Source organism: Streptococcus mitis (assembly GCF_003942965.1).
GTDB lineage: Bacteria > Bacillota > Bacilli > Lactobacillales > Streptococcaceae > Streptococcus > Streptococcus mitis_BH.
In genome coordinates, this window is the sequence record NZ_RJOG01000008.1 from 20,629 (window position 1) to 47,413 (window position 26,785).

Here is a 26,785-nt window from a genome sequence, read left to right on the forward strand (position 1 = left end):
GATACCAAGAATTTCTAGATACCAGACTAGGTTCATCACTCCTGAGCCCGTCGTATTGATATACAAAAAGAAATAAGAAAGAGGCAATATTAAAGCTAATATCCACAAATTTCGTCTCTGATACTTGAGTTTACTTTTCAACTCTTTATGATATAAAATCAGTAAAATCAAGGGAACAAGGTTTAAAAAGAAAGACGCAAACAAGGACAGAAATAGAAAAGTTGAAGGACTTAACAGATACGAACTAATGGTGATTAGTGTCAACACAAAGGACACACTCAACAGTTCTTCTCCTATTTTCTCTCCCAGAAAGATAATAGACAGAGAACTATACACCAATAAAAAAGAGTTGAGCGGATGAAGAATATCAAAAAAGTGCAACAGGGTGCTCGCAACTCCTTGATTAAATATGGATTGCCAGCTAATGAGAAACATCATCAGGAGCAACCAAAGTTTCAACTCACTATACCGAAAGGTCACAATATTACAAATATAGCTAAATACAATTAAAGCAATAATCAGCAATAAAACCATCTGCAAGGAAAAATCTGTCGAAAAGTCCAGAGGAATCCTATAATAAATATAAATCATTAAAGCTAGATGATTTAAAATCGTCAACCACCACAATAAAAGTGAGTTTTTCGAGAGCGATTTGACAAATTGTTTCATATGTATCTACTTCCTGAACTACTTTAATATTATTATAACACAATACCAGAATTGCAGGATTGGCAACTCTGGTATTTGACTTAATTTTCAATAATTTGCCAACTTACTCTGTAAGTCACTAGCAAGTAAAGGACAAATAGTAAGACCGCTACTCCCAGATAGGTGATATCAATAGAAATGCTGGTATTAGCGAAATTCTCAAAATAGCCCAAAAGAGCGGTACTCAAGGCAAATGCTAGCGGACCTGCGATGACCAGCGGAACCAAGAAATAACTTAGAATCTGTTGCAAAAGANTAAAGCGATTTTGCTTTCTCTTGTGCCCAAGAAGATATAAGATTTGATAATCATTAACACTATCCAAAGCACTTGTAGAAGTTTGAAGAGACAAGATACTGAGGGTAATAATGATAAAAATAACACTGACAAAAATCATGACAAAGACAATGACGCCCATAAATCCAAGGTAAACCTCAAAAATACTTCCTTTCGTTTGATAGGTGAACGAATTCAACTCTGCTCCATCACGAGTGAAGTAGTATTTTTCAATCCACTGACTCAAGAATGTTTCTACTTCCCGTTTGTCAATGTTTTCTTTAAAATTGGCAACATAGGTCGTGTGGTCTTCCGTCAATCCAACTACTACCTTATCTGGTACAATCAAGGTTCCTGAGTCATTTGTAGTTACTGAAGATAAAAAGTAAACTGTTTCAAGTGGCTTTGAAGAGGCAAGGTTGAGAGAATGACCGTTAATCATGAAGGTTTTGGTCGTTGATAGAAAGTCCTGGATCTGCTTGGCAGTTCCTTTATAATTGGCATTGACTAGAAATTGGTCTTCTGCCAAGTCAACCGCTTTTTTCCCTTGCAGTTTGCGGAGATGATTGTAGGCAGAAATTCCTAAAATCGGTACTTTTGATTCAGGAAGTTTCTTATCATGCTCCCAGAGATTGCTAGTATCAATCAAATCTTTATAAGTTACATCACTAGAATAGATAGGACAGCTGTACTCCTCTTTGATGACATTAAAGTCAAAGCCATCGGCTTTCAATCTGTCTTTGACAGATTCCTGAGAAAATTGAAACTCTTTACCACGGTAGAGATTGACAGTTACATCATAAGGTGAGTATTTGTTCAGCTCTCGATTCATAGTCGTATAGGCACTACCACTAAAAACGAGTAAGCTGAGAGCCAGTGTCAAGGTCAAGGATAAGACAGCCAACGTGACCGAATTACTATCAGCTTGTTTTGAAAATTGACGGATTTTAAAACTGTTTAGTTTGTTATAGTAGGTTTGAGGCAATTTTCTAAGAGAGACCAAGATAAAATGGCTAAAGGTATTGTAAAATAAAATCACAAAAATCACGAAGACAGATACCAGTAAGATACCCCAGCTTTTCAAGAATGATAGATGGTGATAGTCTGAAAAATAGAGAGCACCAAAACCAATAACAGCTGTCGAAAGAATAAAGAGAAGTGCTTGAAGAACTGGCTTGCCTTTTGCTAAGACAGATTTCTTGACCCCATTTTCTTGAATGAGTGCAATGATATTTTGCTTTCTAAAGGTAAGAATGTCCATGACACCAACAATAAAACTGGTTACCAAATAGGAATAAACTAGTAAGATGACAGACTTGCTATCAAAGAAAACCAGATTACCAAAGTAATTAGCCATGAAAAACTCAGATGCAATCTTAGCTAGAATGACCAGTAAGATCACTCCAAGCAAGAAACCTAGAATCAAGGAAAAGATATTGACCAGCATGGTTTCAAAGAACAGGGTACGGATAATCTGCTTCTTCTTCATTCCCAGCGTTGCATAAAGTCCCAGCTCTTTCTTGCGCCGTCCCAGCACAAAATTTGTGGCGTAAACGATGAGAAAGGCAATCGCTGATAGAATCAGATAGGAAAGCAAACCCATGTACTGGCTCATCACCGTCGTCAACGTTTCCTTTGCCCCTGATAAACTCTGCATCACTGGATGGCTTGGTAAAGCATTAAAAGCGTAGAGCAAGCTATAAATCAAGGTCAGACTGAAAAAATAGATGGTATAGGTCTGTAAATTTCGAAATACATTTCGTAAAATCAATTTTGGATACATACTCTCCCCCTCCTATCTGGTACGGCTGTAAATCTCTTGCAAATACTGTTCATTAGATAAGCTGTTACGTTCCAAATCATCCATAATCTTTCCATCGCTAAGTAGCACCATCCGTGAAGAGTACTTGGCTGCGGCAGGGTCATGCGTAACCAGTAAAATGGTAATACCAAAACTTTTATTGATTTCCTGCAAAAGTGCCATCAGTTTTTCAGAATTGGCAGAATCCAAGGCTCCTGTCGGCTCATCTGCGATAATCAGTTTAGAATCATCATTCAAGGCTCTAGCAGTTGCCACACGTTGTCGCTGACCACCTGATAACTGATTAGGAAACTTATCTTTTAAGTTTTCGATGGCCAACTTATCCAAAATTTCCTCAATCTTATCCTGATGTTTTTTGATATTTTTCCCCTGAATTTGAAGAGGTAGAACGATATTTTCATAGACCGTCAAGGTTTCCACCAAGTTATAAGCTTGGAAAATATAGGAAATGTTTTTAGCACGATAGTCAGCTAGTTCATTTTCCTTAGCATGTATGATGTCAAAATCTTCAAATCGAATCTCACCTGATGTTGGTTTATCAATCGTTGAAATACAGTTGAGAAGTGTTGTTTTTCCACTACCACTAGCCCCCATAATTGCCAGAAATTCACCTTTTTCAACGGACAAGTTCACATCTGATAAAGCATGAACGATATTATCCCCTTGACCAAATGTTTTCGTTAATCCTGTCACAATAAGCTGTTTCATCATTTCATTCCTCCGTTTCTTTTTTACACTCTCATTATACGGTTCCTTTCAATGTTTGGCATGAGTATTTTGTGCAATATATTCAAGTTATAAAAAAACCGATTCCTTTTTCAGGTATCGGTCGATGTTGATTATTTGCGATCGTTTCTTTTTTTCATAAAGTAAACAATCCCTATGACAACAACTCCTAAGACCAGTACAGGTGCATAGAATTCTAGTGTTCCAATAATTCCTTCCATTTTATCCTCCTGTCAAAAAATAGAGGTAGTTTTATCCACAGCGCACGTTTGGCGAAATACATTCATAAGAATATGCAAACCACCAAGCACAGCGCCCCTGTGCTGTTAATCTAACAGCCGTACCTCACCCAGCAGCAGATTTTCCATCCAATTCTTGGCTATTAATTTCCATAATCCAAAGAATCAATCTCAAAGTTGTCTTGTTTTATTTGTATTTCTCCCGTAAATATAACACCAAATCAAAATGTTGTCAATGTTTTGTAATAAAACACTAGAGTTTTCCTTTTGTTTTATCTAACAACGAACATTATTTCTCGTACACTCATAGGAATAGGTGAAACACAATCCACACAGATTTGCTAGCGTCATTTTAAAAGCTGTGTACCACTAGCTTCTGATTGCGCAGAAAGTTCTTACTTTTCAACCTCGAAACTTAGAGAGTCAATCTCTGAACGACTTGTATTTTTAGACATAAGGTTGCCTCCTTCCTTCTTTTAGATGATCATCTTTACAGTAACTAGTATAAACTCTAGTATTGGCTAAGTAATGAGTAAATCGTGCAAGTTTCTTATTTTCGAGTAAAATTTTTATATTTCCCAATTAAAAACAGCTGAACAATATCTTGCTCAGCTACTTTTTTACCCTATTTAAGTTATTTAGAATTTTCTTCTTAGTTACTTTACAAGAGACTCACACAATGCTCCTGATTTTCCTATCTTCTTTGGCGATTCTGACGCAAGTGTGGTACAATAAAAACATGAGAATTCAACAATTACACTATATTATCAAAATCGTCGAAACTGGCTCCATGAATGAGGCAGCCAAGCAACTCTTTATCACTCAACCGAGTCTTTCCAATGCAGTAAGAGATTTGGAAAATGAAATGGGCATTGAAATCTTTATCCGCAATCCCAAGGGGATCACCTTGACTCGTGATGGGATGGAGTTCCTCTCTTATGCCCGTCAGGTTGTCGAGCAGACCCAGCTTTTGGAGGAACGTTATAAAAATCCTGTTGCCCACCGCGAACTCTTTAGCGTTTCGTCTCAACACTATGCCTTTGTGGTCAATGCCTTTGTCTCTCTACTCAAGAAAAGTGATATGGAGAAATACGAGCTTTTCCTTCGTGAAACTCGTACTTGGGAAATTATCGACGACGTCAAGAACTTCCGTAGTGAGGTCGGTGTCCTCTTCTTAAACAGCTACAACCGTGATGTTTTAACGAAAATGCTGGATGATAACCACCTGCTGGCTCACCATCTCTTCACAGCGCAACCGCATATCTTTGTCAGCAAGACCAATCCTCTGGCAAAGAAAGACAAGGTGAAACTGTCTGATTTGGAAAACTTCCCTTATCTCAGCTATGACCAAGGAACTCACAACTCCTTCTACTTTTCAGAAGAGATTCTTTCCCAAGAACACCACAAGAAATCCATCGTAGTCAGCGACCGTGCTACCCTCTTTAATCTCTTGATTGGTCTGGATGGATATACCATTGCGACAGGGATTTTGAACAGCAACCTCAACGGAGACAATATCGTTTCTATCCCACTGGATATTGATGACCCAATTGAGCTGGTCTATATCCAGCATGAAAAAACCAGCCTGTCTAAGATGGGTGAACGCTTTATCGACTATCTCCTAGAAGAAGTCCAGTTTGATAGTTGAGAATAAAGATAAGTCTAATTAAAATCATTATTAAACTTTTTTATATCATCTTATTTTAGAATAAAGAAATTGATTATGTGACTATTAGTTTGTTTCACTCCGTGAGGTACAAGACAAATAAACCACCAGCTATTGAACTGTACCCCAAGTTTTTTTAAATTTGTAGAGAGTATATTCAATCATTAGCTGAACCTATCCATATCAACATTGATATATAAATCAAACTAAAAGGAGTGAGACCTATGAAATCCAGATTTCACTCCTTTACTTTAAAGATGATGTATAAATTCTAGATACAGTATCCACATTCGGTACTGTATTTCTTTTATCCTCATTTTTAAGTTAAATTATTAAAATCCCAGATTTGGTCCATCCAGCCTTCATAGAAGTCTGGTTCGTGACAGACCATAAGGATAGACCCTTTGTATTCTTTAAGAGCACGTTTGAGTTCATCCTTGGCATCCACATCCAAATGGTTGGTCGGCTCGTCCAGCACTAAAACGTTGTTTTCACGATTCATCAAGAGACAGAAACGAACCTTGGCTTGTTCCCCACCTGACAAGACCTGAATTTGGCTTTCAATATGCTTGGTTGTCAAACCACAACGAGCAAGAGCTGCACGAACTTCAGCTTGGTTGAGAGCTGGAAAGGCATTCCAGACAGCTTCAAGTGGTGTTTGACGATTGCCACCTTCTACTTCCTGCTCAAAGTAGCCAAGTTCTAGGTAGTCACCACGTTCCACTTCACCAGCGATTGGCGGGATAATTCCTAAGAGAGACTTCAAGAGAGTTGTTTTCCCGATACCATTTGCCCCGATAATAGCAACCTTTTGATTACGTTCAAAGGTAAGATTTAAAGGCTTGGTCAGAGGACGGTCATAACCAATCTGCAAATCCTTGGCTTGGAAAATAAAGCGCCCTGGTGTACGAGCCGGTTTGAAATCAAAGGATGGTTTTGGTTTCTCACTTTGCAGTTCGATAATATCCATCTTATCCAATTTCTTCTGACGAGACATGGCCATATTTCGTGTTGCAACACGCGCTTTGTTTCGAGCAACGAAGTCCTTGAGGTCGGCAATTTCTTTCTGCTGACGTTCGTAGGCTGCTTCCAGCTGAGATTTCTTCATAGCATAGACTTCTTGGAACTGGTAGTAGTCACCAGAATAACGCGTCAGCTGTTGATTTTCCACATGATAGACGATATTGATAACGTCGTTCAAGAATGGAATATCGTGTGAAATGAGGACAAAGGCATTCTCATAGTTTTGGAGATAGCGCTTGAGCCAATCAATATGCTCAGCATCCAAGTAGTTGGTCGGCTCGTCCAAAAGCAAGATATCGGGCTTTTCAAGGAGGAGTTTAGCTAAAAGTACCTTGGTTCTTTGTCCACCTGATAAAGAAGTTACATCCGTATCCATACCAAAGTCCATGACACCAAGGGCACGTGCTACTTCATCAATCTTAGCATCCAAGGTATAGAAGTCACGACTCTCCAAACGGTCTTGGAGTTCTCCCACTTCTTCCATGAGAGCATCAACATCCGCTCCGTCTTCAGCCATTTCCATGTAGAGGTCATTGATACGAGCTTCAGCTTTGAAAAGCTCATCAAAGGCCGTACGGAGAACATCGCGAACAGACTGACCTTCAGCAAGGACTGAGTGCTGATCCAAGTAACCAGCAGTCACATATTTGGACCACTCAACCTTCCCTTCATCTGGCAACATTTTACCAGTCACGATACTCATAAAGGTTGATTTCCCTTCACCATTAGCACCAACCAGACCGATATGTTCCCCCTTGAGGAGACGGAAGGACACATCTTCAAAAATTGCACGATCACCAAAACCGTGACTCAGATTTTTAACTTCTAAAATACTCATTTTAATTCCTTATCTTGTTTTTATGTAATTGTTTATAGAGGAGCCAAGCCAGATAGCCACCTAAGGTATTGGTCCACAAATCATCAATTTCAAAGACGCGATTAAAATCAAAGAAAAAGTCCAAGACTAACTGCGTACACTCGATTCCAAAACTCACTAGAAAACTAAAAAGAAGGAGCTTTTTTGTTTTCCGCAAGTTTGGAAGGAGATAAAGGAGTTGGAACATCAGAGGAAAAAGTAAGAAAATATTAAGGATATTTTGTAGAAAAATCCAACATAATTGTCCTATGTCACTCACTTCACCCAGTTTCCAGAAAGAATTGAAAGGAGTCAAAAGAAAAACCAGGCGTCCAAGATGCTGAATACCTGGAGTTTCCACCCCCACGGGAGAATGTTCTTGAGGAGTAAAGCAAAAGTAAACGATACAAATACTATAGAAAATGACTCCCCAGACCAAAACATGATTATAACTCTTCTTCATCATTAAGGATTGACTGCTGCGACTGCCTTCTGGCGGTCACGTTTCATTGTATTAGAACGCAATTGTCCACAAGCTGCATCAATATCAGTACCATGCTCTTGACGAACAACACAGTTAACCCCTTTTTTCTTAAGCGTATCATAGAAGGCCAGGACGCGCTCTTTAGGACTACGGCTATATTGGTCATGCTCACTAACTGGGTTATAAGGAATCAAGTTTACATAAGACAATTTCTTGATGTTCTTGAGCAATTCAGCCAATTCTAAGGCTTGTTCTACACCGTCATTGACTTCATTGAGCATGATATACTCAAAGGTCACACGACGATTAGTTGTCTCAATGTAGTACTCAATAGCAGCAAAGAGTTTTTCAATTGGAAAGGCACGGTTAATCTTCATGATGCTTGAGCGCAGTTCATTATTAGGTGCATGAAGGGAAACGGCAAGATTGACCTGAACTCCTTCATTAGCAAAATCACGAATTTTATGGGCCAAACCTGAGGTTGAAACCGTAATGTGACGAGCACCGATGGCCATTCCCTTGTCATCATTGATAGTACGAACGAAATTCAAGACATTGTTATAGTTATCAAAGGGCTCACCGATACCCATGACAACAATATGGCTGACGCGCTCGTCCTGACCACGCTCATCAAAGTATTTCTGAACCAGCATGATTTGCGCTACAATCTCCCCATTATTGAGGTCACGTTGCTTCTTGATCAAACCAGAGGCACAGAAGGTACAACCGATATTACAGCCGACCTGAGTGGTCACACAGACTGACAAACCATAGTGTTGACGCATAAGTACAGTCTCAATCAACATACCATCTGGCAATTCAAAAAGATATTTAACTGTCCCATCAGCAGATTCTTGCACGATTCGCTGTTTCAATGGATTAACCACAAACTGATCATTAAGCTTAGCAATCAAATCCTTGGAAAGGTTGGTCATCTCTTCAAATGACTGGACACGTTTACGATAGAGCCATTCCCAGATTTGGTCTGCACGGAATTTCTTTTCTCCCTGCTCCAAAACCCATTCCTGCATGGTTTGACGTGTTAAACTATAAATTGACGGTTTCATTTCTTCTCCTTATTCTCTACTCACTTCTGACGAATGACAAAATGACGTTGCCCCTTGTCCTCTTTCTGAGAATACTGGTCTTTCTGACGACGTCTATTTTTCTTATCTGCATTCGGTTTTCGTTTTGTTTGAGCCGGTTTCTTTCCTTTTTTAGAAGGTGTTTCTTCTTCCTTCTTACGCATTTTCTTGTCAAACGATGCTCGCTTAGGGGCTTCATTTTCTAAGACAAAATAGGCACAACCATAACTACAATACTCTAAAAGGTAGTCTTGTAAACGACTGATTTTTTCAAGTTTTTCTTCTGTTCGATCATCCTTGTAAAAACCTCGTAGGCGAAGCTGTTCGTTGCTCCAATCTCCCACGATATAATCAAACTTGGTTAAGACTTCTGAAAAACGCTGATTAAAAGTCGTCACATCAAAGGCTTCCTTGATATTTTCCACCAAGGAAAAAGCTATCCCTTCCGTTTCAACCTTGTCCCCGTGTAAATGAAACTCAGGACCAGGAAACTTGTTATAGTTGTATAATTCAGGTGCAATTTCTTTTCGCATAGATATCCTTTTTCCACGATTACTTAATACTTTATTCTACCATAATTTCTAGCAGTTAGCACGTTTCTCATAAAAATGAAAAAAGTCTGACGATTTTGTCAGACTCGAATCATATAACCTAAAAAAGAGAAGAACCATTCTTCCCTCCATATACCATTATTTAGCGGCTGCGTACAATTCATCTACTTTGTTCCAGTTGATCACTGAGAAGAAAGCTTTGATGTAGTCAGGACGCACGTTGCGGTATTTCACGTAGTAAGCATGTTCCCAAACGTCCAAGCCCAAGATTGGTTTTTTGCCTTCTGAGATTGGTGTGTCTTGGTTTGCTGTTGAAGTCACTTCAAGTTTACCTTCTTTGTTGACAACCAACCATGCCCATCCAGAACCGAAACGAGTTGTTGCTGCTGCAGTGAAGGCTGCTTGGAATTCTTCAAACGAACCAAATGTTGCATCGATTGCTGCTGCAAGTTCTGCTGAAGGAGCTGTTTTCTCAGGAGTCATCAATTCCCAGAAAAGAGCGTGGTTCAAGTGTCCACCACCGTTGTTGATAAGTGCCTGACGGATATCAGCTGGGATAGATTCTACATCAGCAAGCAAAGCTTCAAGGTCTTCACCGATTTCAGGGTGTTTTTCAAGAGCTGCATTAGCATTGTTGACATAAGTTTGATGGTGTTTGTCATGGTGCAAGTGCATTGTTTCCGCATCGATGTATGGTTCCAAAGCGTCGTATGCATATGGAAGATCTGGTAAGATAATAGCCATCTGTAATACCTCTTTTTCTTTCTATATGAAAATGATAACGCAAACATTCACTTTTTTCAAGTTTTTTGCTTATAGATAAGGAAATCAGTAAGAAACCCACGACAAGATAATCCTGACGCAGGTTGTAGCTTCAAAAAAAATATCAATTTACCTGACTAGCAATCTGTAAGAGTGCCTTTTCAAAAAGGAAACCTTTTTCATAAAGACCTGTTTTAATCTGATAGTCTGTCTCAATCAAATAAGAAATAGCTTGCTTCAAAAAGCTCAAGGAAAGTCCTCGTGAATCTCTCAGCGCAAACTTAATCTGATAGGGATTTGGATTGCGTCCGAGAAAACTTCCTAGACTACTTGCAATCTGCGCTTCTGTTTGCCCAGACTCCGACAAAATCTTCACCTGAGTAAAAGTCCGAAATTGTCCCAGCATGACTGCAATCAGTTTGATTTCATCTTCCCCTTGCAAGGTCAAGTCTCTAACCAAGTCGCGAGCCTGGTCCATCTTTTTAGTCAGAATAAACTGAGTTAAATCAAAAATATTGTCCTGCAAGGTCTTGGGAATAGCATTGACAATATCCTCTTCCTCGATAACAGAGTCTTCCTTATAGGACTGTAAAAAGAGGAGATTTTTCTGGATTTCGCTAAATTGAAAACCCGACTTGACGAGAAGATTTTCAAAAGAATGATTGGCAAACTGCATACCTTGTTTCTGGCTCCACTTTTGGAAATACTGGCGCAATTCTTGTTCTTTTGCTTCTACTGCATCAAAGACCTTGGCATCACGCTTAAGTAATTTTACCAGCCGTCTTTTACTATCCAGTTTTCCTTCTGCAAAGATTAACAACTTGGTTGTTGGTGAAGGGTTATCAAGGTATTCTTCGAACGACTTGAGCTCATCATCTGTCAAAAAGCGCTTTTTAGCAGTCGTGATATCGACAAAATGATCCAATATTACGATTTTCTCATCCGCAAAGAAAGGAAGGCTGACCAACTCCAGTTCTACATCCTTATAAACCACTTCTTTCATATCAAAGTAGGCAAAGTTGAGGTCTGCAGAATCATAACCAATCTGTTTCAACACTTGACTCTTCATCACTTCAAACTGACCCTGATCTGTCCCTGTAAAAAGGCTCAGGTTCGGTAAATTTGCTAAAGTCAACTTCTGACTCTCTTCAATGGCTAGCATCTTCTCTCCTTTCTTCTGATTTTTTAATGAATTTAATCAATATAGCGCAATTTCCCACGGAAATCTTCTAGGCTTTCGTACCCTTTTTCCGCCATGATTGCTTTTAGTTCATTGGTAATGCGGTCAAAAGCACTGACGCCTTCTTTGTGAAGGGTGGTTCCCACCTGCACCATACTTGCTCCACAGAGGATATGTTCAAAGGCATCACGACCAGTCAACACGCCACCTGTTCCGATGATTTGAATTTGAGGATTTAAGCGTTGATAAAAGGCATGAACATTAGCTAGAGCAGTCGGTTTGATATACTCGCCACCAATGCCACCAAAACCATTTTTAGGACGAATAACAACAGACTCATCTTCTATATAAAGGCCGTTTCCGATAGAGTTGACGCAGTTGACAAACTTAAGAGGATACTTATTGAAAATAGCTGCCGCTTGGTCAAAGTGAACAATATCAAAATATGGTGGCAATTTAATTCCTAAAGGTTTGGTGAAGTAGGCAAATACCTCTGCCAAAATTCGGTCTGTTGTCTCAAAATCATAGGCAATCTGAGGTTTACCTGGAACATTTGGACAGGAGAGATTTAGCTCAGTCAGACCACGAAACTCACTCTCTTGGACTTTTTTCAAGATAGTATGGGTTTCCTCTGGAGACATGCCGACTAGAGATAGGAAGAAAGTTCGGTTTGGCTCTTTTTCTTGCAAATCCAAAAGATAATCCAAATAATAGTCTAAGCCATTATTTGGCAAGCCCATAGAGTTGATAGAACCAAGTGGAACATCTTGATAGCGTGGCTCAGGATTCCCCTGACGAAAGTCCAAGGTTGCTGTCTTAGTCACAAAAGTTCCTGCCGCTGAGTTTTTAACGCCCTCTAACTCTGCTATCGTCATACAAGCCACACCTGCTGCATTCATCAAACAATTGTCAAACTCAAAACCAGCAATTTGCGTTTTCGTTGATACCATGATTCTGATCCTCCAGATTCCTTTTATTGCTAATATTATACCACATTTTCAGATTTTCTCTTTAAGAAAGGCATTTATAAGAAAAACGTTCGTTTTTTATCTATTTTCAAAAAATATGAAAAACTAAATTGAGTGAATTTTTAGAAAATTTTTGTTTTTCTCTTTACAGCTAAAAAAAATTCTGCTATAATGACTCACATAATTAAATTAGAATTTAAGGAGAACGATATGACATCTGCTAAAGAATATATCCAAAGCGTGTTTGAAACTGTAAAAGCTCGTAACGGGCACGAGGCTGAGTTCCTTCAAGCTGTTGAAGAATTTTTCAACACTTTAGAACCTGTATTTGAAAAACACCCTGAGTATATCGAAGAAAATATCTTGGCACGTATTACTGAACCAGAGCGCGTGATTTCTTTCCGTGTTCCTTGGGTTGACCGTGATGGAAAAGTCCAAGTAAACCGTGGTTACCGTGTTCAATTCAACTCAGCTGTTGGACCATACAAAGGCGGACTTCGTTTCCACCCAACTGTTAACCAAGGGATCTTGAAATTCCTCGGGTTTGAACAAATCTTTAAAAACGTCTTGACTGGACTTCCTATCGGTGGAGGTAAAGGTGGATCAGACTTCGATCCTAAAGGTAAAACAGATGCTGAAGTGATGCGTTTCTGCCAAAGCTTCATGACTGAATTGCAAAAACACATCGGACCATCACTTGACGTACCTGCTGGTGATATCGGTGTAGGTGGACGTGAGATTGGTTACCTTTACGGTCAATACAAGCGTCTTAACCAATTTGATGCTGGTGTCTTGACTGGTAAACCTCTTGGATTTGGTGGTAGCTTGATTCGTCCAGAAGCAACTGGTTACGGTTTGGTTTACTACACTGAAGAAATGCTTAAAGCTAACGGTAATAGCTTTGCTGGTAAGAAAGTTGTTATTTCAGGTTCTGGTAACGTTGCTCAATACGCTCTTCAAAAAGCAACTGAACTTGGTGCTACTGTTATCTCTGTATCTGACTCAAATGGTTATGTCATTGATGAAAATGGTATCGATTTCGATCTTTTAGTAGATGTTAAAGAAAAACGTCGTGCTCGTTTGACTGAGTATGCCGCTGAAAAAGCAACTGCTACTTATCATGAAGGTTCTGTATGGACTTACGCTGGAAACTATGACATCGCTCTTCCATGTGCGACTCAAAACGAAATCAATGGTGAAGCAGCTAAACGTTTGGTTGCTCAAGGCGTTATCTGTGTATCTGAAGGTGCCAACATGCCAAGCGACCTTGATGCCATCAAAGTTTACAAAGAAAATGGTATCTTCTACGGACCTGCCAAAGCTGCCAACGCTGGTGGTGTAGCCGTTTCAGCCCTTGAAATGAGCCAAAATAGTCTTCGCCTCTCATGGACTCGTGAAGAAGTTGATGGACGTCTCAAAGATATCATGACAAACATCTTTAACACAGCTAAAACAACTTCAGAAACATATGGTCTTGATAAAGACTACCTTGCAGGAGCAAACATTGCTGCCTTTGAAAATGTAGCAAACGCTATGATTGCACAAGGTATTGTTTAATACTTGAAAAAAGTTAACAAAAAGCAACAGCTAGACAGTTGTTGCTTTTTGTATTTTAAAGAAAATAAACTTGCTAGTTTTTAGAAACAATATCAAAATAGCTATAAGATAATAGCATTTCGATTATCCTAAAATCAAGAAACTATAAAAGTTTTACCACAAGTTGCACAGGTCAATTGAGTTCCAATTACTCCATCTGTTGGCTTATGACAAGTAGGACAATAAACACGTTTTGCTGATAATTTATAAGATAACTCATCTCGCAATTCTTTCCCTTTAATTTCAATAACATCTTCACCTTGTTCTTCAAACTTAAGAACTGTTATCAAAGCTTTATCATATTGTTTCATACGTGGCTGTTTCAAAAATAGAAAAGACGATATAATCAAAAATAGGAAAAATAAAACAAACAAAATTGTAACTATTAAAAGCCACAAAAAGTAGAAATCATAAAGTAAACCTTCTTTTTTTCCTAAAATCCATCTTATGTAGTTATCAATGTACTGATAAAATTTCAATCCGGTGACAATACATATGAAAGATACTATAGGATAAACAACCTTGGAAATGATTAAACGATAGCGTCTCATTTATATTTCCTTTCTAGATAACCATGCACCACAATAATCACATGTTTTACCTTGCCCTAGGTCAAGCAGATTCTCACCACTACATGATGGACAAATAACGGGATATGTATTTTTGTTAATCTGGTGCTTTTCAAATAAAGTGAATAAAACTTGTATTTGATTTCGTTTCTTGACTTCTTCTTGTCTCTTAGACTCACAATAAGTCATTACCAAAATTAAAATCACACTAAGCAAATACCAAGGAACTAAAAGAAATAAAAATCGAATAGACCATTCCCTAGATTTTTCATATTCAAAAAATGATGATAAAATGATTAAAACAAGCATTTGAAGTAAATTCTTCTGTTTTAATTTCTTTAAGGAAAAGGAATCTTTAATTGTTTCTCGAAACAAATATAAAATAATTAAGGCAACTATTACATAGGGTAAATTTTGAAATGTTAAAAATAAAAAGCTGATCACAATAGGAATGCCCACAAACTTTGCCAAAATTATAAAATCAAGATTTTTCAATATAAAGATTCTTGGTTCATCTTCTAGAGAAAAGATTGCAAGTGATAAAACTACAAAACAGAGTATTACTATATTCGAAATCAACCAATGAAAGCCTTTTTTCCAATTATTCTTAATATACTGCTTCACCTATCTTCTCCTCTAGTTACTATATACTCTCTATAAAGAGCTTTTCCATTATATATCTCATCCAAAGCTTTGACTTTAATTTTTATATTTTCTAAAACACCGAAGCTATAAAATGCAAAGGAAGACAAAAAGAAACCTGATAAAGAAAAAATAATAGGAATCAATATTGAGAAAATCGGCTCACCATGTTCTAGAAATAGAGTTACGGTCCATAGTGAAATAAAAAATGTTGCACTTGTCAATCCCATAAAAAGTATACTTAATAAACGAAATACTTGGTACATCTACAATATCCTCCTGTCATAGAACTTGTCTAAGTAAATCCCTTACTCTCTTAAAAAATTTCCAAACACTCTTCATGACCCTTTGTATTTATTCATACATTTTTATACTTATAATTATATAATTTGAAAGAAATCCTAGTTTTAGATTTCTAAGAAAAAGTAAAACTCTGGCAATCCCAGACTTCCAAAAAACAAAAGATGATACTTAAACTAGAATGATATAAAAATAATTGTTTCTAATATTTTGAACTATCTTTTGTGCCCACAATTAGAACAGAAGTTTGCTCCTTCCAAAAAAGCAGTCCCGCATTGGCTACAAAACTTAGCTAATCCTGTTTCTCCTTTGAGATCAGTTTGATGATGATTAACATCTTTGTCAAATGAATTCCTATCTTCAATCTGATCAACCAAATTGCTAAATTTAGCTCCCAAGGAAAGTCCCATAGCTATTTCCACGCCTGCTCCCATTAGATTTCCTGCAGAATCATTATTTTTTGCTGCCTCTTCTAAAAGATCAAATTGTCTCTCTTCTTGATAAGTATACTCTTCAATATCTCGACCAGCCTGCTTGCTTTTGNCTTCCAAAATTTGCTTGTGGAATTGAAAGATTTCTCTATATCAAATGCTATTCTGATTTACTTTTAATGCCTCAATGTTAAATTCCTCAATACTAATTCCATATTTAGAAAAATAGCTGGATAAAATAGCTGACAAAGCAACAGACATATCAAAACTGTGCATCTCAATATCAAGAATTGGAATCTTATGGTTGTATATTACTTATGAAATAGCTGAACTAATCAGCCCACTAACAGTTTGTCTAAACCGTTTTTGTAAAATAGGAGCTATTATAATATCGGGGTGACTTGGAATAAATTCTAATATAAAAGCTTCTAAGTCTACAATTCGAGGAATGAAATTCCCATGTATTTTCAATTCTACAGGAATATCACTTTCTGAATCTCGAACCATTATAGAAGAAGAAGTTCCAAAAAAGAAAGGACGAATTCGTCCTTTCTAGATCTTAGCTTTTCTTCAACCCACGACAGTTGACAAAGAGCAATTTAAATTTGTCTATGACAAGTCTAAATCCTTCTATACTTTTCTAAAAATGAATTATCTCACGTGTTTTTTCATATGAGGTGACAAAGCGATTAGTGACACCTGGTTCAGCCACTTCTAAAGCTTGGGAAATCTTATCAAATGAAGCATGATAATCAAATTCTTTTTCAAAAATTTCTAATGATTCATTAAAGGCTTCTTGAATTCGTTCATCAAATGAGCGATATCGATTAGAATATTGTAATAACTGTTCTGTTAAAGTAGCATACTTTACAATATCATAAGTTTCACTTTCTAAAGCATCCATATCATTTGTTGTTATTTCAAGAATACGGTTCACAGCTTCGATATTGACTAGAGCCTCTTCTAGTTCAGCCATCAACTCTTCAGTATGGTTACTTGCTGTAAAGAACGACTGTAAGAAATTCTGAGGAATACCTGGAAGATTGCGTTTTTCCATATATCTCTTAATTGTGTGAAGACGATTAACATAAACATTTGCCTTCTGGCGAGCATTGATATCATCTTTTTCAATCTGAGCAAGGCGTTGACTAACCGCAACTTGTTCATCTTCAATTTCCTTCAAAGTCGCTTGTAAGTTTTCCAAACGATCTTCAAGGAATGAATAAGGTTCAGAATGTTCCTCTTGTTCAGAAGTTAGTTCCAATACAGATTCTTCTAAAGATTCTAACTCAGCTTGTAATCTATGAACATGACTAACATCCGTTTCAGATAGTAGGTAATTGCTACTCAATCGTTGAATATCTTCCACTAAAACAGCATTACTATCTTTCATGTGTTTCAAATATGTAGGAAGGGTTGTAACTAAGCCTTCTACTACTTTTTGAGCAGCGATTTCTCGTGTAAAGATATCATAGAGTGCATTGATTTCTTCTTGAACTTGAGTATTTTCATACTCAGCATTATCCAACTCTAATTGTGCAATATTTTCGTGGTTTTTCTTCAAAGATTCATAAAGCAATTGGAAGCGAGATTCAATATCCGTTTCAGCAAAATGATAGTTAGCATCTAAAAGCTTACGGTAACCATCCTCCAAATCTTCCAATTGATCAGGTAGCTCTTTAGATAATGTTTTTACAATCGCTGGCAGGCGGTCAACAATGTGACTCAAAGCCAAGATATGATTTTCAGCATTATCCAAAATCACAGCAGCTTCTACTGGGTCACCTGAAGTGTTCAAAGTAACAAACTGAGAAAACTCTGATTGGATATTTTCCAATTGTTTTTCGATTTCAGATAAACCTTGGCCATATTCTTCAGAATGATCAGCCACTCGGTGTTGCAACTCTTCAAACAAGTCCAAGGTATGAAGAACACGACCGCTGTTTTTAGATTCTTGTTTCTCCAAATCTGCCAAGGCATTGCGAATTGCCGCAATATCTTCTTCAATCAAGGTAATTTGGCTCTCGATTTGGTCAATTTGATGACTAGCCTTAAAAAAACGGAATGAATTGTTATAACCTTCTGCCTCGAAAAGATTATTTTCGATATCGGCAAAAGAGTTAAGAGATAGGTCAACCCATTTTTGGTTCCATTCACGGAAAGTCACTTGACTTTGTCCAATCAAGTGCATATTTTTTACAGCTTCAACTTCATCATTAACTGGAAGATTGTACAGCTCTTCTTTTTTCTCTTCTAAAATTGCTAATTTACTTTCATTGCGTTTCCGTACATAAATTGCTATAGCATATGAAATCAGCAATATAATTGCAATTGCAATTATAAGATATACTACTAGACTACCAGACATATTAAACTCCTTTTTAACTTGAAACAATCGTAATGATTATATCATATTTTTTAGACCAAGGGAACTACTTCTCCCGATTTTTTAGACATCAAGTGTACTATAGACGGCATTTTCTTCGATAAATTCACGACGAGGCTCTACTCGATCCCCCATCAACATATCAAAGATTTTATCTGCTTCTGCAGCATCGTCCACAGAAACTCTTGCCATTAAGCGATGTTCGGGATCCATGGTTGTTTCCCACAACTGGTGATCATCCATTTCACCCAAACCTTTATAACGCTGAATGGTTGGTTTGGCACGTCCTTCACTATGGCGGGCCAAGGCTTCTTGGAGTTTAATTTCTTGATCCGCTCCTGGCTGGATATATTCTTTAATCTCGCTTCCAACCTTGACACCATAGATTGGAGGTTGGGCAATATAAACATAACCAGCTTCTAGTATTGGTTTCATATAACGATAAATCAAGGTTAAAAGAAGGGTACGAATGTGGGCTCCATCGACATCGGCATCGGTCATCAAAACGAGTTTTTGGTAACGGGCTTTTGAAACATCAAATTCCGCACCAAATCCTGTTCCCATAGCTGTGAAAAGACTACGAATTTCTTCGTTAGCTAGAATCTTATCCATACTTGCCTTTTCAACGTTCAAAATCTTACCTCGAATCGGAAGGATTGCCTGAAATTCACGGTTACGACCAGATTTTGCTGATCCACCAGCTGAGTCTCCTTCGACGATGAAGAGTTCTGTTTCCGCAGGATTGTTAGAAGAACAGTCTGCTAGTTTTCCTGGAAGGTTGGAAATTTCCAAACCAGATTTTTTACGAGTGACTTCACGCGCACGCTTGGCAGCAACACGAGCTTTGGCGGCCAAAATTCCTTTTTCCACAATTCTCTTGGCAATCTGTGGATTTTCCATGAGGAAATCAGAAAAGGCATCGCTGAAGAGACGATTGGTAATCTTGACCACTTCGCTATTTCCCAATTTTGTCTTGGTCTGTCCTTCAAATTGTGGATTTGGGTGTTTAACTGAGATAACTGCAGTTAATCCTTCGCGGACATCTTCCCCTGTTAGATTATCTTCATTGTCTTTCAGTAATTTATTTTTACGAGCATAATCGTTGATAACACGAGTCAAGGCTGTACGGAAACCTTGTTCATGCGTTCCACCTTCATGGGTATGAATATTATTAGCGAAACTCATGACATTTTCATGGTAACCCGTTGTGTACTGCATGGCTACTTCAACTGTGATATCATCCATCTCACCATCTGTATAGATTGGTGTATCAAAGATAACATCCTTGTTCTCATTAATATATTCAACATAACTAGCAATACCACCTTCATAATGGTAATGCTTGGTTTGTTCCAAACCTTCACGATTATCTGTGATGGAAATTCGTAAACCACGATTTAGAAAGGCCAACTCTTGAATCCGTTTATTTAATTTATCAAAATCAAATGTTGTTGTTTCAGTGAAGATTTCTGGGTCCGGTGTAAAGTGAACTGTTGTTCCTGTTTTATCCGTATCTCCAACTACTTCAAGATCTGCGACAACATGACCACGACGGTATTCTTGGTAATGAATCTTACCATTTTTGTGGACATGAACGTCTAATTGAGTTGAAAGGGCGTTAACAACTGAGGACCCTACTCCGTGAAGACCACCTGAGACCTTATATCCGCCACCGCCAAACTTTCCTCCAGCATGAAGAACAGTAAAGACAGTCTCAACGGCAGGTCGACCTGTTTTTTCCTGAATATCGACTGGGATACCACGCCCATCATCAACAACTGTAATCGAATCATCGGGCTCAATAAAAACTTGAATATGGCTAGCAAATCCTGCCAAGGCCTCATCAATTGAGTTATCAACAATTTCCCAGACTAGATGGTGAAGACCTTCTTTTGAGGTTGACCCGATATACATCCCTGGACGCATGCGAACAGCCTCTAAGCCCTCTAAAACTTGAATTTGACTGGCATCATAATCTTGTGCCTGCAGATTTTTGATTTCTTCTGTCATCTTATTCCTTTTTCTTACATGTCTAATACTTGTCTTAAATTCACGATACTGGTAAACAAGTGGGTATCGAGTCCAGCAGCTTGCCCTGCTTCGATATCAATCGGCCGATCACCGATAACAAGACCAGAGTTAATTTGATACTTTTCTCTTAAATAAATCATGGACTCTGGACTTGGTTTTCTCTTAAAGCCTGAGCTAGAAGTCACCACTTCTGTAAAATAAGCTGCTATAGAGGTTTTGTCTAAAATTTCCAAGACCTGATCATTACGGTGAGAGACCAAAAAATGACGGCCATCTTGATTTGAAATGTCTTCCAATAAGTCAGAAACTCCATCAAACAAAATCGGATGTTCCAGCTCTCTGGCTTCATTTTCCTTGTACTTTTCTAAAAAATTCTCTAAGTTGGGAGCGAATGTCTCAATCGCAAAATCAGTAGAAACCTTTAAAGCTTGATAGACACTGTCATGGTCTTGTGTGATGCCATACAGAGCTAAAGTTTCAACAAATGCAGCTGTTGAAGTTTCATAATTATCTAGTAAAGTTCCACCTAAATCCCAGATATAATCGTGATATTTCATAGCTTTCATTATACCATTTTTTCCTTAAAAAAGCGATGATTTCCTAGATTTTTCCAAGTAAAAAAAACGAAAGAACAACTCCCGTTTTACTGATTTTTACCAAAGACATCTCGATAGAGCATTCCTGTTCGTAAACTCTCTGCGTCTCCTCCTAATTGCTCCACCAACTCGTAGGCAAAGGCAAGGGCTGTTGAGGGGCCCCGACTGGTTGTCAAATGACCATCTACCACTACTGTTTCCTTGACGTAGTGACCATCAAAGATTTGCTCTTGAACACCATCATAGCAAGTGTACTGCTTGTTTTTCAATAGTCCTGCTTGATTGAGGGCAATTGGTGCAGCACAAATGGCTGCCAGTTTCTTCCCTTCTTGCTCGAAGCTTTGCAATTCTTGAATCAAGGCCTGATTATCGCGTAAATGTACAGAACCAGGCATCCCTCCAGGAAGGACAATCATATCATAGTCTGATAAATCACCATCAAAAACACGATCTGCACTTACTTGGATTGCATGCGACCCAGTCACTTGCTCTTCAAACCCAACCATATCACAAGTGATATTTGCCCGACGCAAAACATCCACAACTGTCAAAGCTTCAATTTCTTCAAAGCCCTGAGCCAACATAACTGCTACTTTAACCATGATTTTCTCCTTATTTGATTTGTTTTAATACAACCTTTTTCCGTTTGAATGGAACTTTTCCGCTCTTTTCTTCAGCTAGATTAGTCTGGTAACTCATCGATAAAAGCAAGCCAACACCAATCAAGTTACTGATAATAGCTGATCCCCCTTGAGAAATGAAAGGCAAAGGAATACCAGTCAAGGGAAGCAAGCCAGTAACAGCACCAATATTCTCAAAGATATGGAAGAGTAACATCATAATCAAACCTGTGGAAATATAGGTATAGAACTGGTTATTTGATTTAAGAGTAATCTTCAACATACGATAAATCAGCATGAGATAAAGGGCAATAACAAGGACAGAGCCAATAAAGCCAAAATCTTCTGCGATAACCGTGAAAATCATATCCGACTCCCGAACTGGAATAAGCAAATTAGAAGCATTAAAACCTTGACCAAATAAGCCACCGCTTCCAATGGCAATCTGTCCTTGAGCCTGCTGATAGGTCGTTGTTTGAGCAAAGTCAAATGGATTGAGCCAAGCCAAAATACGGTTGATTTGGTAGGTCGGCATTCCCAGTTGATGGAGAAAAGCCCGGCCGTCCTTGCTGATAAAAATAGCNAAGAAACCAGCAATTCCTGTTACAGCAGTCACAAATACTGGGATAATAATTTTCCAAGAAACCCCTGATAATAAAACGATTCCTGCGAAAATGGCTACAAAAACCAGAGCCGTCCCTAAGTCACTTTGAAGTGCTAAAAGAACTAAGACTGGAATGGTAAAGAGAATCATCCAGAAAATCAACAAGAAGTCCAGTGGAACTGTGCGTCTCCATTCCTTATGTTTTTTTGTAAACTGGACAATCACACGAGCTAGCATGAGAATGTAGGATATCTTCATAAACTCTGATGGTTGGAACAAGGTGATGCCATTTACTGAAATCCAGTTTTTAGCACCCGTGGATGCAACTAAGCTTGGATTATAAAAGACAATCGGCAAGACCATAAGTCCCAAGCCTAAAATATACAGAAAGGGGGTCACTTTCCAAAGAAATTCTGTATTAAAGAGCATGACGATAAAACCAATCACAAGCCCCAAGGCAATCCAGGCGACCTGCTGCCCTAAAATGGGCAGAATATTATTTGGATAATCATGACTAACAGCTATATAGATAGCCACCACGCCAATAACCAGTAGAAAAAACACTGGCAATAGCAAACTATAATCGACTCTAGAGTCGAGAGAACGTTTCATATGTACTAACCTTATACTTTCATACTATACTATTTATCAAAGTTCATTTAAAAATCTATCAATAGCCTCATTGACTTCAGATTGAGCGATCGTTATAACGCCCGCTTCTTTTGCTAGAGAAGTCACAATTTGCTTGCCGTATCGTTTTCCGACGATTCTCCTATCCAGAATGAGAGTTAAGGAACGTTGATGTTCGCGTCTCATACTTCTTCCCAAAGCCTGTTTTAAACGAATAATAGCCATTGGCAATTGATAATCATAAAAGGCATTTTTCCCTTCTTGAATTAGTTCCTGATTGATCTTTTTCGTCAAGGGCTCTTGAGGATTTTGGAAAGGAAGTCTTGGTACAACTTGAATTACAAAAGGATGACTTGAAAAATCAACTCCCTCCCAGAAACTTGCTGCACCAAGCAGGATTTGTTGTTCACCTTTTTCAAAACGTTTCTTCAGTTGATAAACATCGCCATTTTTATACTGGGCCAGATGGCTAACTGGAAGTAAATCCGATACTGCTAGAAGCATGTCTTTAGCAGTAAAGAGAACCAAAATCGGTTGTTGGAAAACTTGAACATCCATCAGCAAATCAGCTACCTCTTGGGCATAAACTTCTAAGGAGGTTTCTGTTACCAGGGAAAAATCTTTGACCAAGACCACTTCTTGATCCTGTTTTTTACCAGCTTCAATCTTAACAAATTTGGCTTCGGGATAACCTAAAAGGTCTGCCAAAGAAACCCTCTGACTAATCTCAAGAGTAGCCGACACTCCCAAGACTTGACATGAATCAGGCACTAAAGAGGATAGAAGAATACGACCTGATTTTGTAGAAGAAATCTGAATTTTCTTTTGACTCGTTTCAGTTGCTTCAAGCCAGTAATCACCTTCAGCCGTAAAATAGCGAACCAATTCCTCAAAGCCTTCTACTTCTAATTCTGAAAAATACTGGTTGAGATTGGCCAGAGAATCTAAGATATTTTTCCTAGATTTGCCAGACTGAAATTGCTCTATCAAATAGAGACACTCGAAGCGAATACTTTCTAGTATTCGTTGCTGAATCCTATTTTCTTCTCCTACCAAAGCCTTATCAACTAAATCAATAATAGACTGGATATCGTAGGTCTGTTGAAGCAGATTTTCTAGGGCCAACAAAATTTTTTGAACTTCATCAATAATCAATAAACGGTCGCTGACAAATTCAGGATTATCTTCAAGTCTGGTTACAAGATAGGCATGATTGGTCACTAAGAGCTTGCAAGTCTCTGCTCTTTCCTGACTACGTTTCCAGAAATCTTCTGTCACAAATAAACTTTTAGAAGATAACTTCCCATCATGACGAAGGTCTGACAGAAAATGTTGGTAACGGTAGAGTTGACCAATCTCATCCAAATCCCCGGTTTCTGTCTCTGTCAGCCAAACCAAGAGTTGCATTTTAAAGCGTCTAAATAAGCGATTTTCATCATTTTCCTGCAAGGAACGATAAAAGGCATCCAACTTCAGGTAATTTTGTGGCCCCTTTAAAGAATGAATATCTGTATGGAATACTTCCTTGAGACGTTTACCTTCTTCTTCCATGATTTGATTTTGAAGAATCTTTGTCGGAACGCTAAGGACAATCTGACGATTTTCCACTTGGGACAAAGCAGGTAAGAGATATCCATAGGTTTTCCCAATCCCAGTCGGAGCTTGAATTAATGAGACAGGCTCATCTTTCAATAGCAAGCCAACCTCTTTAGCAAAACTTTCTTGTCGTTCCCTCACTTCAAGGTTCAACAAAGAAATATTTTTAGAAAAATCTTGGGATAGTTTTCGTGGCTCCAGGGGAGCTCCAGTTTTCTTGAAATACAGTCCTTGAACTTCGACCAAGTCTAGAGAACTCAGGATAGATTGGCTGCGATAAATTTCTTCAATAACCAGGTAGGACTCATATAAGAGGGCGTCAGCCATTTCCAGCAGGCGTTCCAAGAGACCTTTAGGAAGCTGTGCCACCTTTTCTCGTAGAAAAAGGAGTAATTCCGCAGTAGCTTGGGCATCTGAAAGGGCTGTGTGAGCGTGTTTTAGAGGAATTCCTAATTCTCGACACAATATCGGCAAACTATATTTTTCCAGTTTAGGGAAAAAGACCTGAGCCAATTCGACCGTGTCAACACGAGGATTTCTTAGTTCATAGCCTTCAAAAAATAAATTTTCCGCCAAGAGATTGGCATCAAACTGAACATTATGGGCTACAAAAATCCCATCCTCCACCAAGTCAAAGATTTTTCTAGCAACTTGCGAAAAATCAGGTGCTTGCGCCAGACGTTGGTCTGTCAATCCTGTCAGTTCTTTTATATGAGCATCCAAGGGTTCATGTGGATTGACATCTGTCGTATAGTGATCGACGATTTTTCCATCCTCAATCACAACAATTCCCACTTGGATAATTTTAGCCTTACTACCTGTGCTAGTTGCCTCTAAATCCACCACAACATAGCGATTACCAATCGTTTTCATTATAAAAAATTATACCAAAAAAAGGGCCATTTGGCACCTGCAAACATGGGATAATTTTCAAACTCAAGAAGATTACTTGTCTATAAAATCCCATCAAATAGAGCATCCTAGCCTACTAATTCTTTGAAAACATTGGAGAATAAGAAAAATTGAGAGAAGAAATGTTTGCATCTTCCTTCTCTCAACGAATCATTTACTTTATTTAACCATGTCAGGATCGTAGTCATAAAATCCTGTATCAAGGAAACGGTTTTTAGGGTGTAACTTGCGTACTTCCTCATCCAGCAAGAAAGCTTGGTCATGGCTAAAGTTACCCTCTTGAATCGAGCTACGCGCTTGGATAAAGAGTTTTGCAATCTCAACAAAGTTCTGACCTGGAGTGTAGAGCCCTTCTAGTTTCCAGTGAGTGAAACCATGCTCCACCAATTCTGTCAATTTGGTCATCAAATCAAGGTCATTGTTGGCAAAGATGTGGGTACCATGATTGTCTTCAAAAATGGAATAATGGCTCTCAGGGTCACTTGGCTCAGCCAAGAAGAGGTCACGCTTGCGCGTCTTTTCATCATCGATGTGCGTAAAGTTATAGTAGTTTTGCAAGAGCGGACGTTTAGAATGGTGAATAACGCTAGCTCCGTAAACCAAAACTTCAGCAGGAATTTCCAAAATCTCTGGCATTTTGAAAAGTTCAGCTGATGGAATTTCACGCGCCAAAACAGCCTCAGATGCGCCAGCCTTTTGTCCCCAGAAGTTGATCTGACGACTGCTTGTCACCATAGTTGAGGCATCGTAGATGGTTTTAAAGGAATAACCATCGCGATTGACCACATAAAAGACACCTGCATCCCCAATTGTAATGTAATCTGTCTTAATTTCTTCCAAGAAATCGAGGAAGGGCTTGATACGATCCATCATATCTTGGTGCATGAGGGCATTGACTGCAACGATCAATTCCTTACCAGCATCATGAACCAGCTTAGCGATTTCACGCAATTGGTCATGACTAAAGGTCGTTGGCAGACGAAGGCCAAAATCTTTCTCACCGACATAGATACGGTCTACGCCAGCTTCGAGTAGTTGTTCAACTTGTTCAATACTTTCAGCAGTTGCTGTAATGATAATCTTTTCCATAAGGAAAATTATACCACATTTCTGGAAAATCAGCCATTCTTTAAAAATGAAAAGGGACTTTATTCTTATTGTAACCTTTCTGTAATAATTCTCTGCTGAAAAAATGATAAAATAGGTATGTACTGTTAAGGAGAGAATAATGCCCGTAAGAAAATTACAATCCTATGAGGTAGACTATCAAGAAGAATTAAGCCAGCAGGTTCCTCGATATCAAGATTATACACCTGAAGCGCAATCTGATGCCAATCTCAAGGAAATCCTATTTTTTGTTAATATCGCTGTTTTTTGTATCTGTATTGCTATCTTTAGTTTTATCTTTTTAGCATTAAAATTATCAACTGCTCTTGCATTTGTTGCAGCAATCGGATCTAGCTTACTTGTTTTAAAAGTTCAACGATCTATTATCAAACGAAAACGTAGAAGATAAATCCAAAATATC

At 38.3% G+C, this 26,785-nt stretch carries 23 protein-coding genes; 3 read left to right on the forward strand and 20 right to left on the reverse strand.

The window, feature by feature from the left end; all coding sequences use genetic code 11:
- Nucleotides 1-749 precede the first annotated feature (749 nt).
- The 3 genes from D8837_RS03655 to D8837_RS03665 form a co-directional block, all read right to left on the reverse strand.
- Nucleotides 750-2,765 (reverse strand): FtsX-like permease family protein, encoded by a 2,016-nt coding sequence (locus D8837_RS03655; RefSeq protein ID WP_125456233.1) that lies wholly within the window; start codon nt 2,763-2,765, stop codon nt 750-752.
- A gap of 12 nt (nt 2,766-2,777) precedes the next feature.
- Nucleotides 2,778-3,512, reverse strand: coding sequence for an ABC transporter ATP-binding protein (locus tag D8837_RS03660; RefSeq protein WP_125456261.1), 735 nt, complete (start codon nt 3,510-3,512; stop codon nt 2,778-2,780).
- Nucleotides 3,513-3,643: 131 nt separating this feature from the next.
- Entirely contained in the window at nt 3,644-3,751 is a 108-nt protein-coding gene (locus D8837_RS03665) for a QVPTGV class sortase B protein-sorting domain-containing protein (RefSeq protein WP_004256158.1), read from the reverse strand.
- 757 nt (nt 3,752-4,508) lie between these two features.
- On the opposite strand from D8837_RS03665, the gene D8837_RS03680 reads away from it, so the two are divergent.
- Nucleotides 4,509-5,417: a LysR family transcriptional regulator gene (locus D8837_RS03680; RefSeq protein ID WP_001222592.1), complete on the forward strand. Its 909-nt coding sequence runs from the start codon at nt 4,509-4,511 to the stop codon at nt 5,415-5,417.
- Between the two features lie 337 nt (nt 5,418-5,754).
- Here D8837_RS03680 and D8837_RS03685 read toward each other — a convergent pair whose 3' ends face one another.
- From D8837_RS03685 to D8837_RS03715, 7 genes are all read right to left on the reverse strand, one after another.
- Nucleotides 5,755-7,296 carry an ABC-F family ATP-binding cassette domain-containing protein gene (locus D8837_RS03685; RefSeq protein ID WP_000025378.1) on the reverse strand — a complete coding sequence of 514 codons (1,542 nt, stop codon included), beginning with the start codon at nt 7,294-7,296 and terminating at the stop codon, nt 5,755-5,757.
- 1 nt (nt 7,297) lies between these two features.
- Nucleotides 7,298-7,780: a VanZ family protein gene (locus D8837_RS03690; protein WP_125456234.1), complete on the reverse strand. Its 483-nt coding sequence runs from the start codon at nt 7,778-7,780 to the stop codon at nt 7,298-7,300.
- The gene (rlmN, locus tag D8837_RS03695) at nt 7,780-8,865 is read right to left on the reverse strand and encodes a 23S rRNA (adenine(2503)-C(2))-methyltransferase RlmN (protein ID WP_000804760.1); all 1,086 of its coding nucleotides are present in this window, start codon (nt 8,863-8,865) and stop codon (nt 7,780-7,782) included. Before rlmN ends, D8837_RS03690 begins: the two co-directional genes overlap by 1 nt.
- A gap of 20 nt (nt 8,866-8,885) precedes the next feature.
- On the reverse strand, nt 8,886-9,416 hold the full coding sequence (locus tag D8837_RS03700) for a YutD family protein (protein ID WP_125456235.1): 531 nt from the start codon (nt 9,414-9,416) through the stop codon (nt 8,886-8,888).
- Between the two features lie 156 nt (nt 9,417-9,572).
- Complete coding sequence (sodA, locus tag D8837_RS03705) at nt 9,573-10,178, reverse strand: superoxide dismutase SodA (protein ID WP_000974733.1); 606 nt, start codon at nt 10,176-10,178, stop codon at nt 9,573-9,575.
- 142 nt (nt 10,179-10,320) lie between these two features.
- Nucleotides 10,321-11,358 (reverse strand): DNA polymerase III subunit delta, encoded by a 1,038-nt coding sequence (gene holA, locus D8837_RS03710; protein ID WP_125456236.1) that lies wholly within the window; start codon nt 11,356-11,358, stop codon nt 10,321-10,323.
- A gap of 32 nt (nt 11,359-11,390) precedes the next feature.
- Nucleotides 11,391-12,326 (reverse strand): dihydroorotate oxidase, encoded by a 936-nt coding sequence (locus tag D8837_RS03715; RefSeq protein ID WP_125456237.1) that lies wholly within the window; start codon nt 12,324-12,326, stop codon nt 11,391-11,393.
- Nucleotides 12,327-12,554: 228 nt separating this feature from the next.
- Here D8837_RS03715 and gdhA point away from each other — a divergent pair, with 228 nt between their 5' ends.
- Entirely contained in the window at nt 12,555-13,901 is a 1,347-nt protein-coding gene (gene gdhA / locus D8837_RS03720) for an NADP-specific glutamate dehydrogenase (protein WP_000199532.1), read from the forward strand.
- 134 nt (nt 13,902-14,035) lie between these two features.
- Here gdhA and D8837_RS03725 read toward each other — a convergent pair whose 3' ends face one another.
- The 10 genes from D8837_RS03725 to D8837_RS03775 all read right to left on the reverse strand — a co-directional run bounded on the left by D8837_RS03725 (nt 14,036) and on the right by D8837_RS03775 (nt 26,346).
- Complete coding sequence (locus D8837_RS03725; protein ID WP_125456238.1) at nt 14,036-14,491, reverse strand: hypothetical protein; 456 nt, start codon at nt 14,489-14,491, stop codon at nt 14,036-14,038.
- The gene (locus tag D8837_RS03730; RefSeq protein WP_125456239.1) at nt 14,492-15,133 is read right to left on the reverse strand and encodes a hypothetical protein; all 642 of its coding nucleotides are present in this window, start codon (nt 15,131-15,133) and stop codon (nt 14,492-14,494) included.
- On the reverse strand, nt 15,130-15,417 hold the full coding sequence (locus tag D8837_RS03735) for a hypothetical protein (RefSeq protein ID WP_125456240.1): 288 nt from the start codon (nt 15,415-15,417) through the stop codon (nt 15,130-15,132). Before D8837_RS03735 ends, D8837_RS03730 begins: the two co-directional genes overlap by 4 nt.
- Before the next feature lie 1,105 nt (nt 15,418-16,522).
- Nucleotides 16,523-18,250, reverse strand: coding sequence for a septation ring formation regulator EzrA (ezrA, locus tag D8837_RS03745; protein WP_125456241.1), 1,728 nt, complete (start codon nt 18,248-18,250; stop codon nt 16,523-16,525).
- Nucleotides 18,251-18,331: 81 nt separating this feature from the next.
- Entirely contained in the window at nt 18,332-20,278 is a 1,947-nt protein-coding gene (gyrB, locus tag D8837_RS03750) for a DNA topoisomerase (ATP-hydrolyzing) subunit B (RefSeq protein ID WP_125456242.1), read from the reverse strand.
- Between the two features lie 14 nt (nt 20,279-20,292).
- Complete coding sequence (locus tag D8837_RS03755; RefSeq protein WP_185755656.1) at nt 20,293-20,856, reverse strand: HAD family hydrolase; 564 nt, start codon at nt 20,854-20,856, stop codon at nt 20,293-20,295.
- Between the two features lie 86 nt (nt 20,857-20,942).
- The gene (locus D8837_RS03760; protein ID WP_125456244.1) at nt 20,943-21,497 is read right to left on the reverse strand and encodes a DJ-1 family glyoxalase III; all 555 of its coding nucleotides are present in this window, start codon (nt 21,495-21,497) and stop codon (nt 20,943-20,945) included.
- A gap of 10 nt (nt 21,498-21,507) precedes the next feature.
- Nucleotides 21,508-22,731, reverse strand: a complete 1,224-nt coding sequence (locus D8837_RS03765) for an FtsW/RodA/SpoVE family cell cycle protein (RefSeq protein ID WP_125456245.1) — start codon at nt 22,729-22,731, stop codon at nt 21,508-21,510.
- Between the two features lie 36 nt (nt 22,732-22,767).
- Nucleotides 22,768-25,218 (reverse strand): bifunctional DnaQ family exonuclease/ATP-dependent helicase, encoded by a 2,451-nt coding sequence (locus tag D8837_RS03770; protein WP_125456246.1) that lies wholly within the window; start codon nt 25,216-25,218, stop codon nt 22,768-22,770.
- A gap of 198 nt (nt 25,219-25,416) precedes the next feature.
- On the reverse strand, nt 25,417-26,346 hold the full coding sequence (locus D8837_RS03775) for a peptidase U32 family protein (RefSeq protein WP_125456247.1): 930 nt from the start codon (nt 26,344-26,346) through the stop codon (nt 25,417-25,419).
- A 139-nt stretch (nt 26,347-26,485) separates the two neighbouring features.
- Between D8837_RS03775 and D8837_RS03780 the strand changes: the two genes are divergently transcribed.
- Nucleotides 26,486-26,773, forward strand: a complete 288-nt coding sequence (locus tag D8837_RS03780) for a DUF3270 domain-containing protein (RefSeq protein ID WP_001145230.1) — start codon at nt 26,486-26,488, stop codon at nt 26,771-26,773.
- Nucleotides 26,774-26,785: the final 12 nt, after the last annotated feature.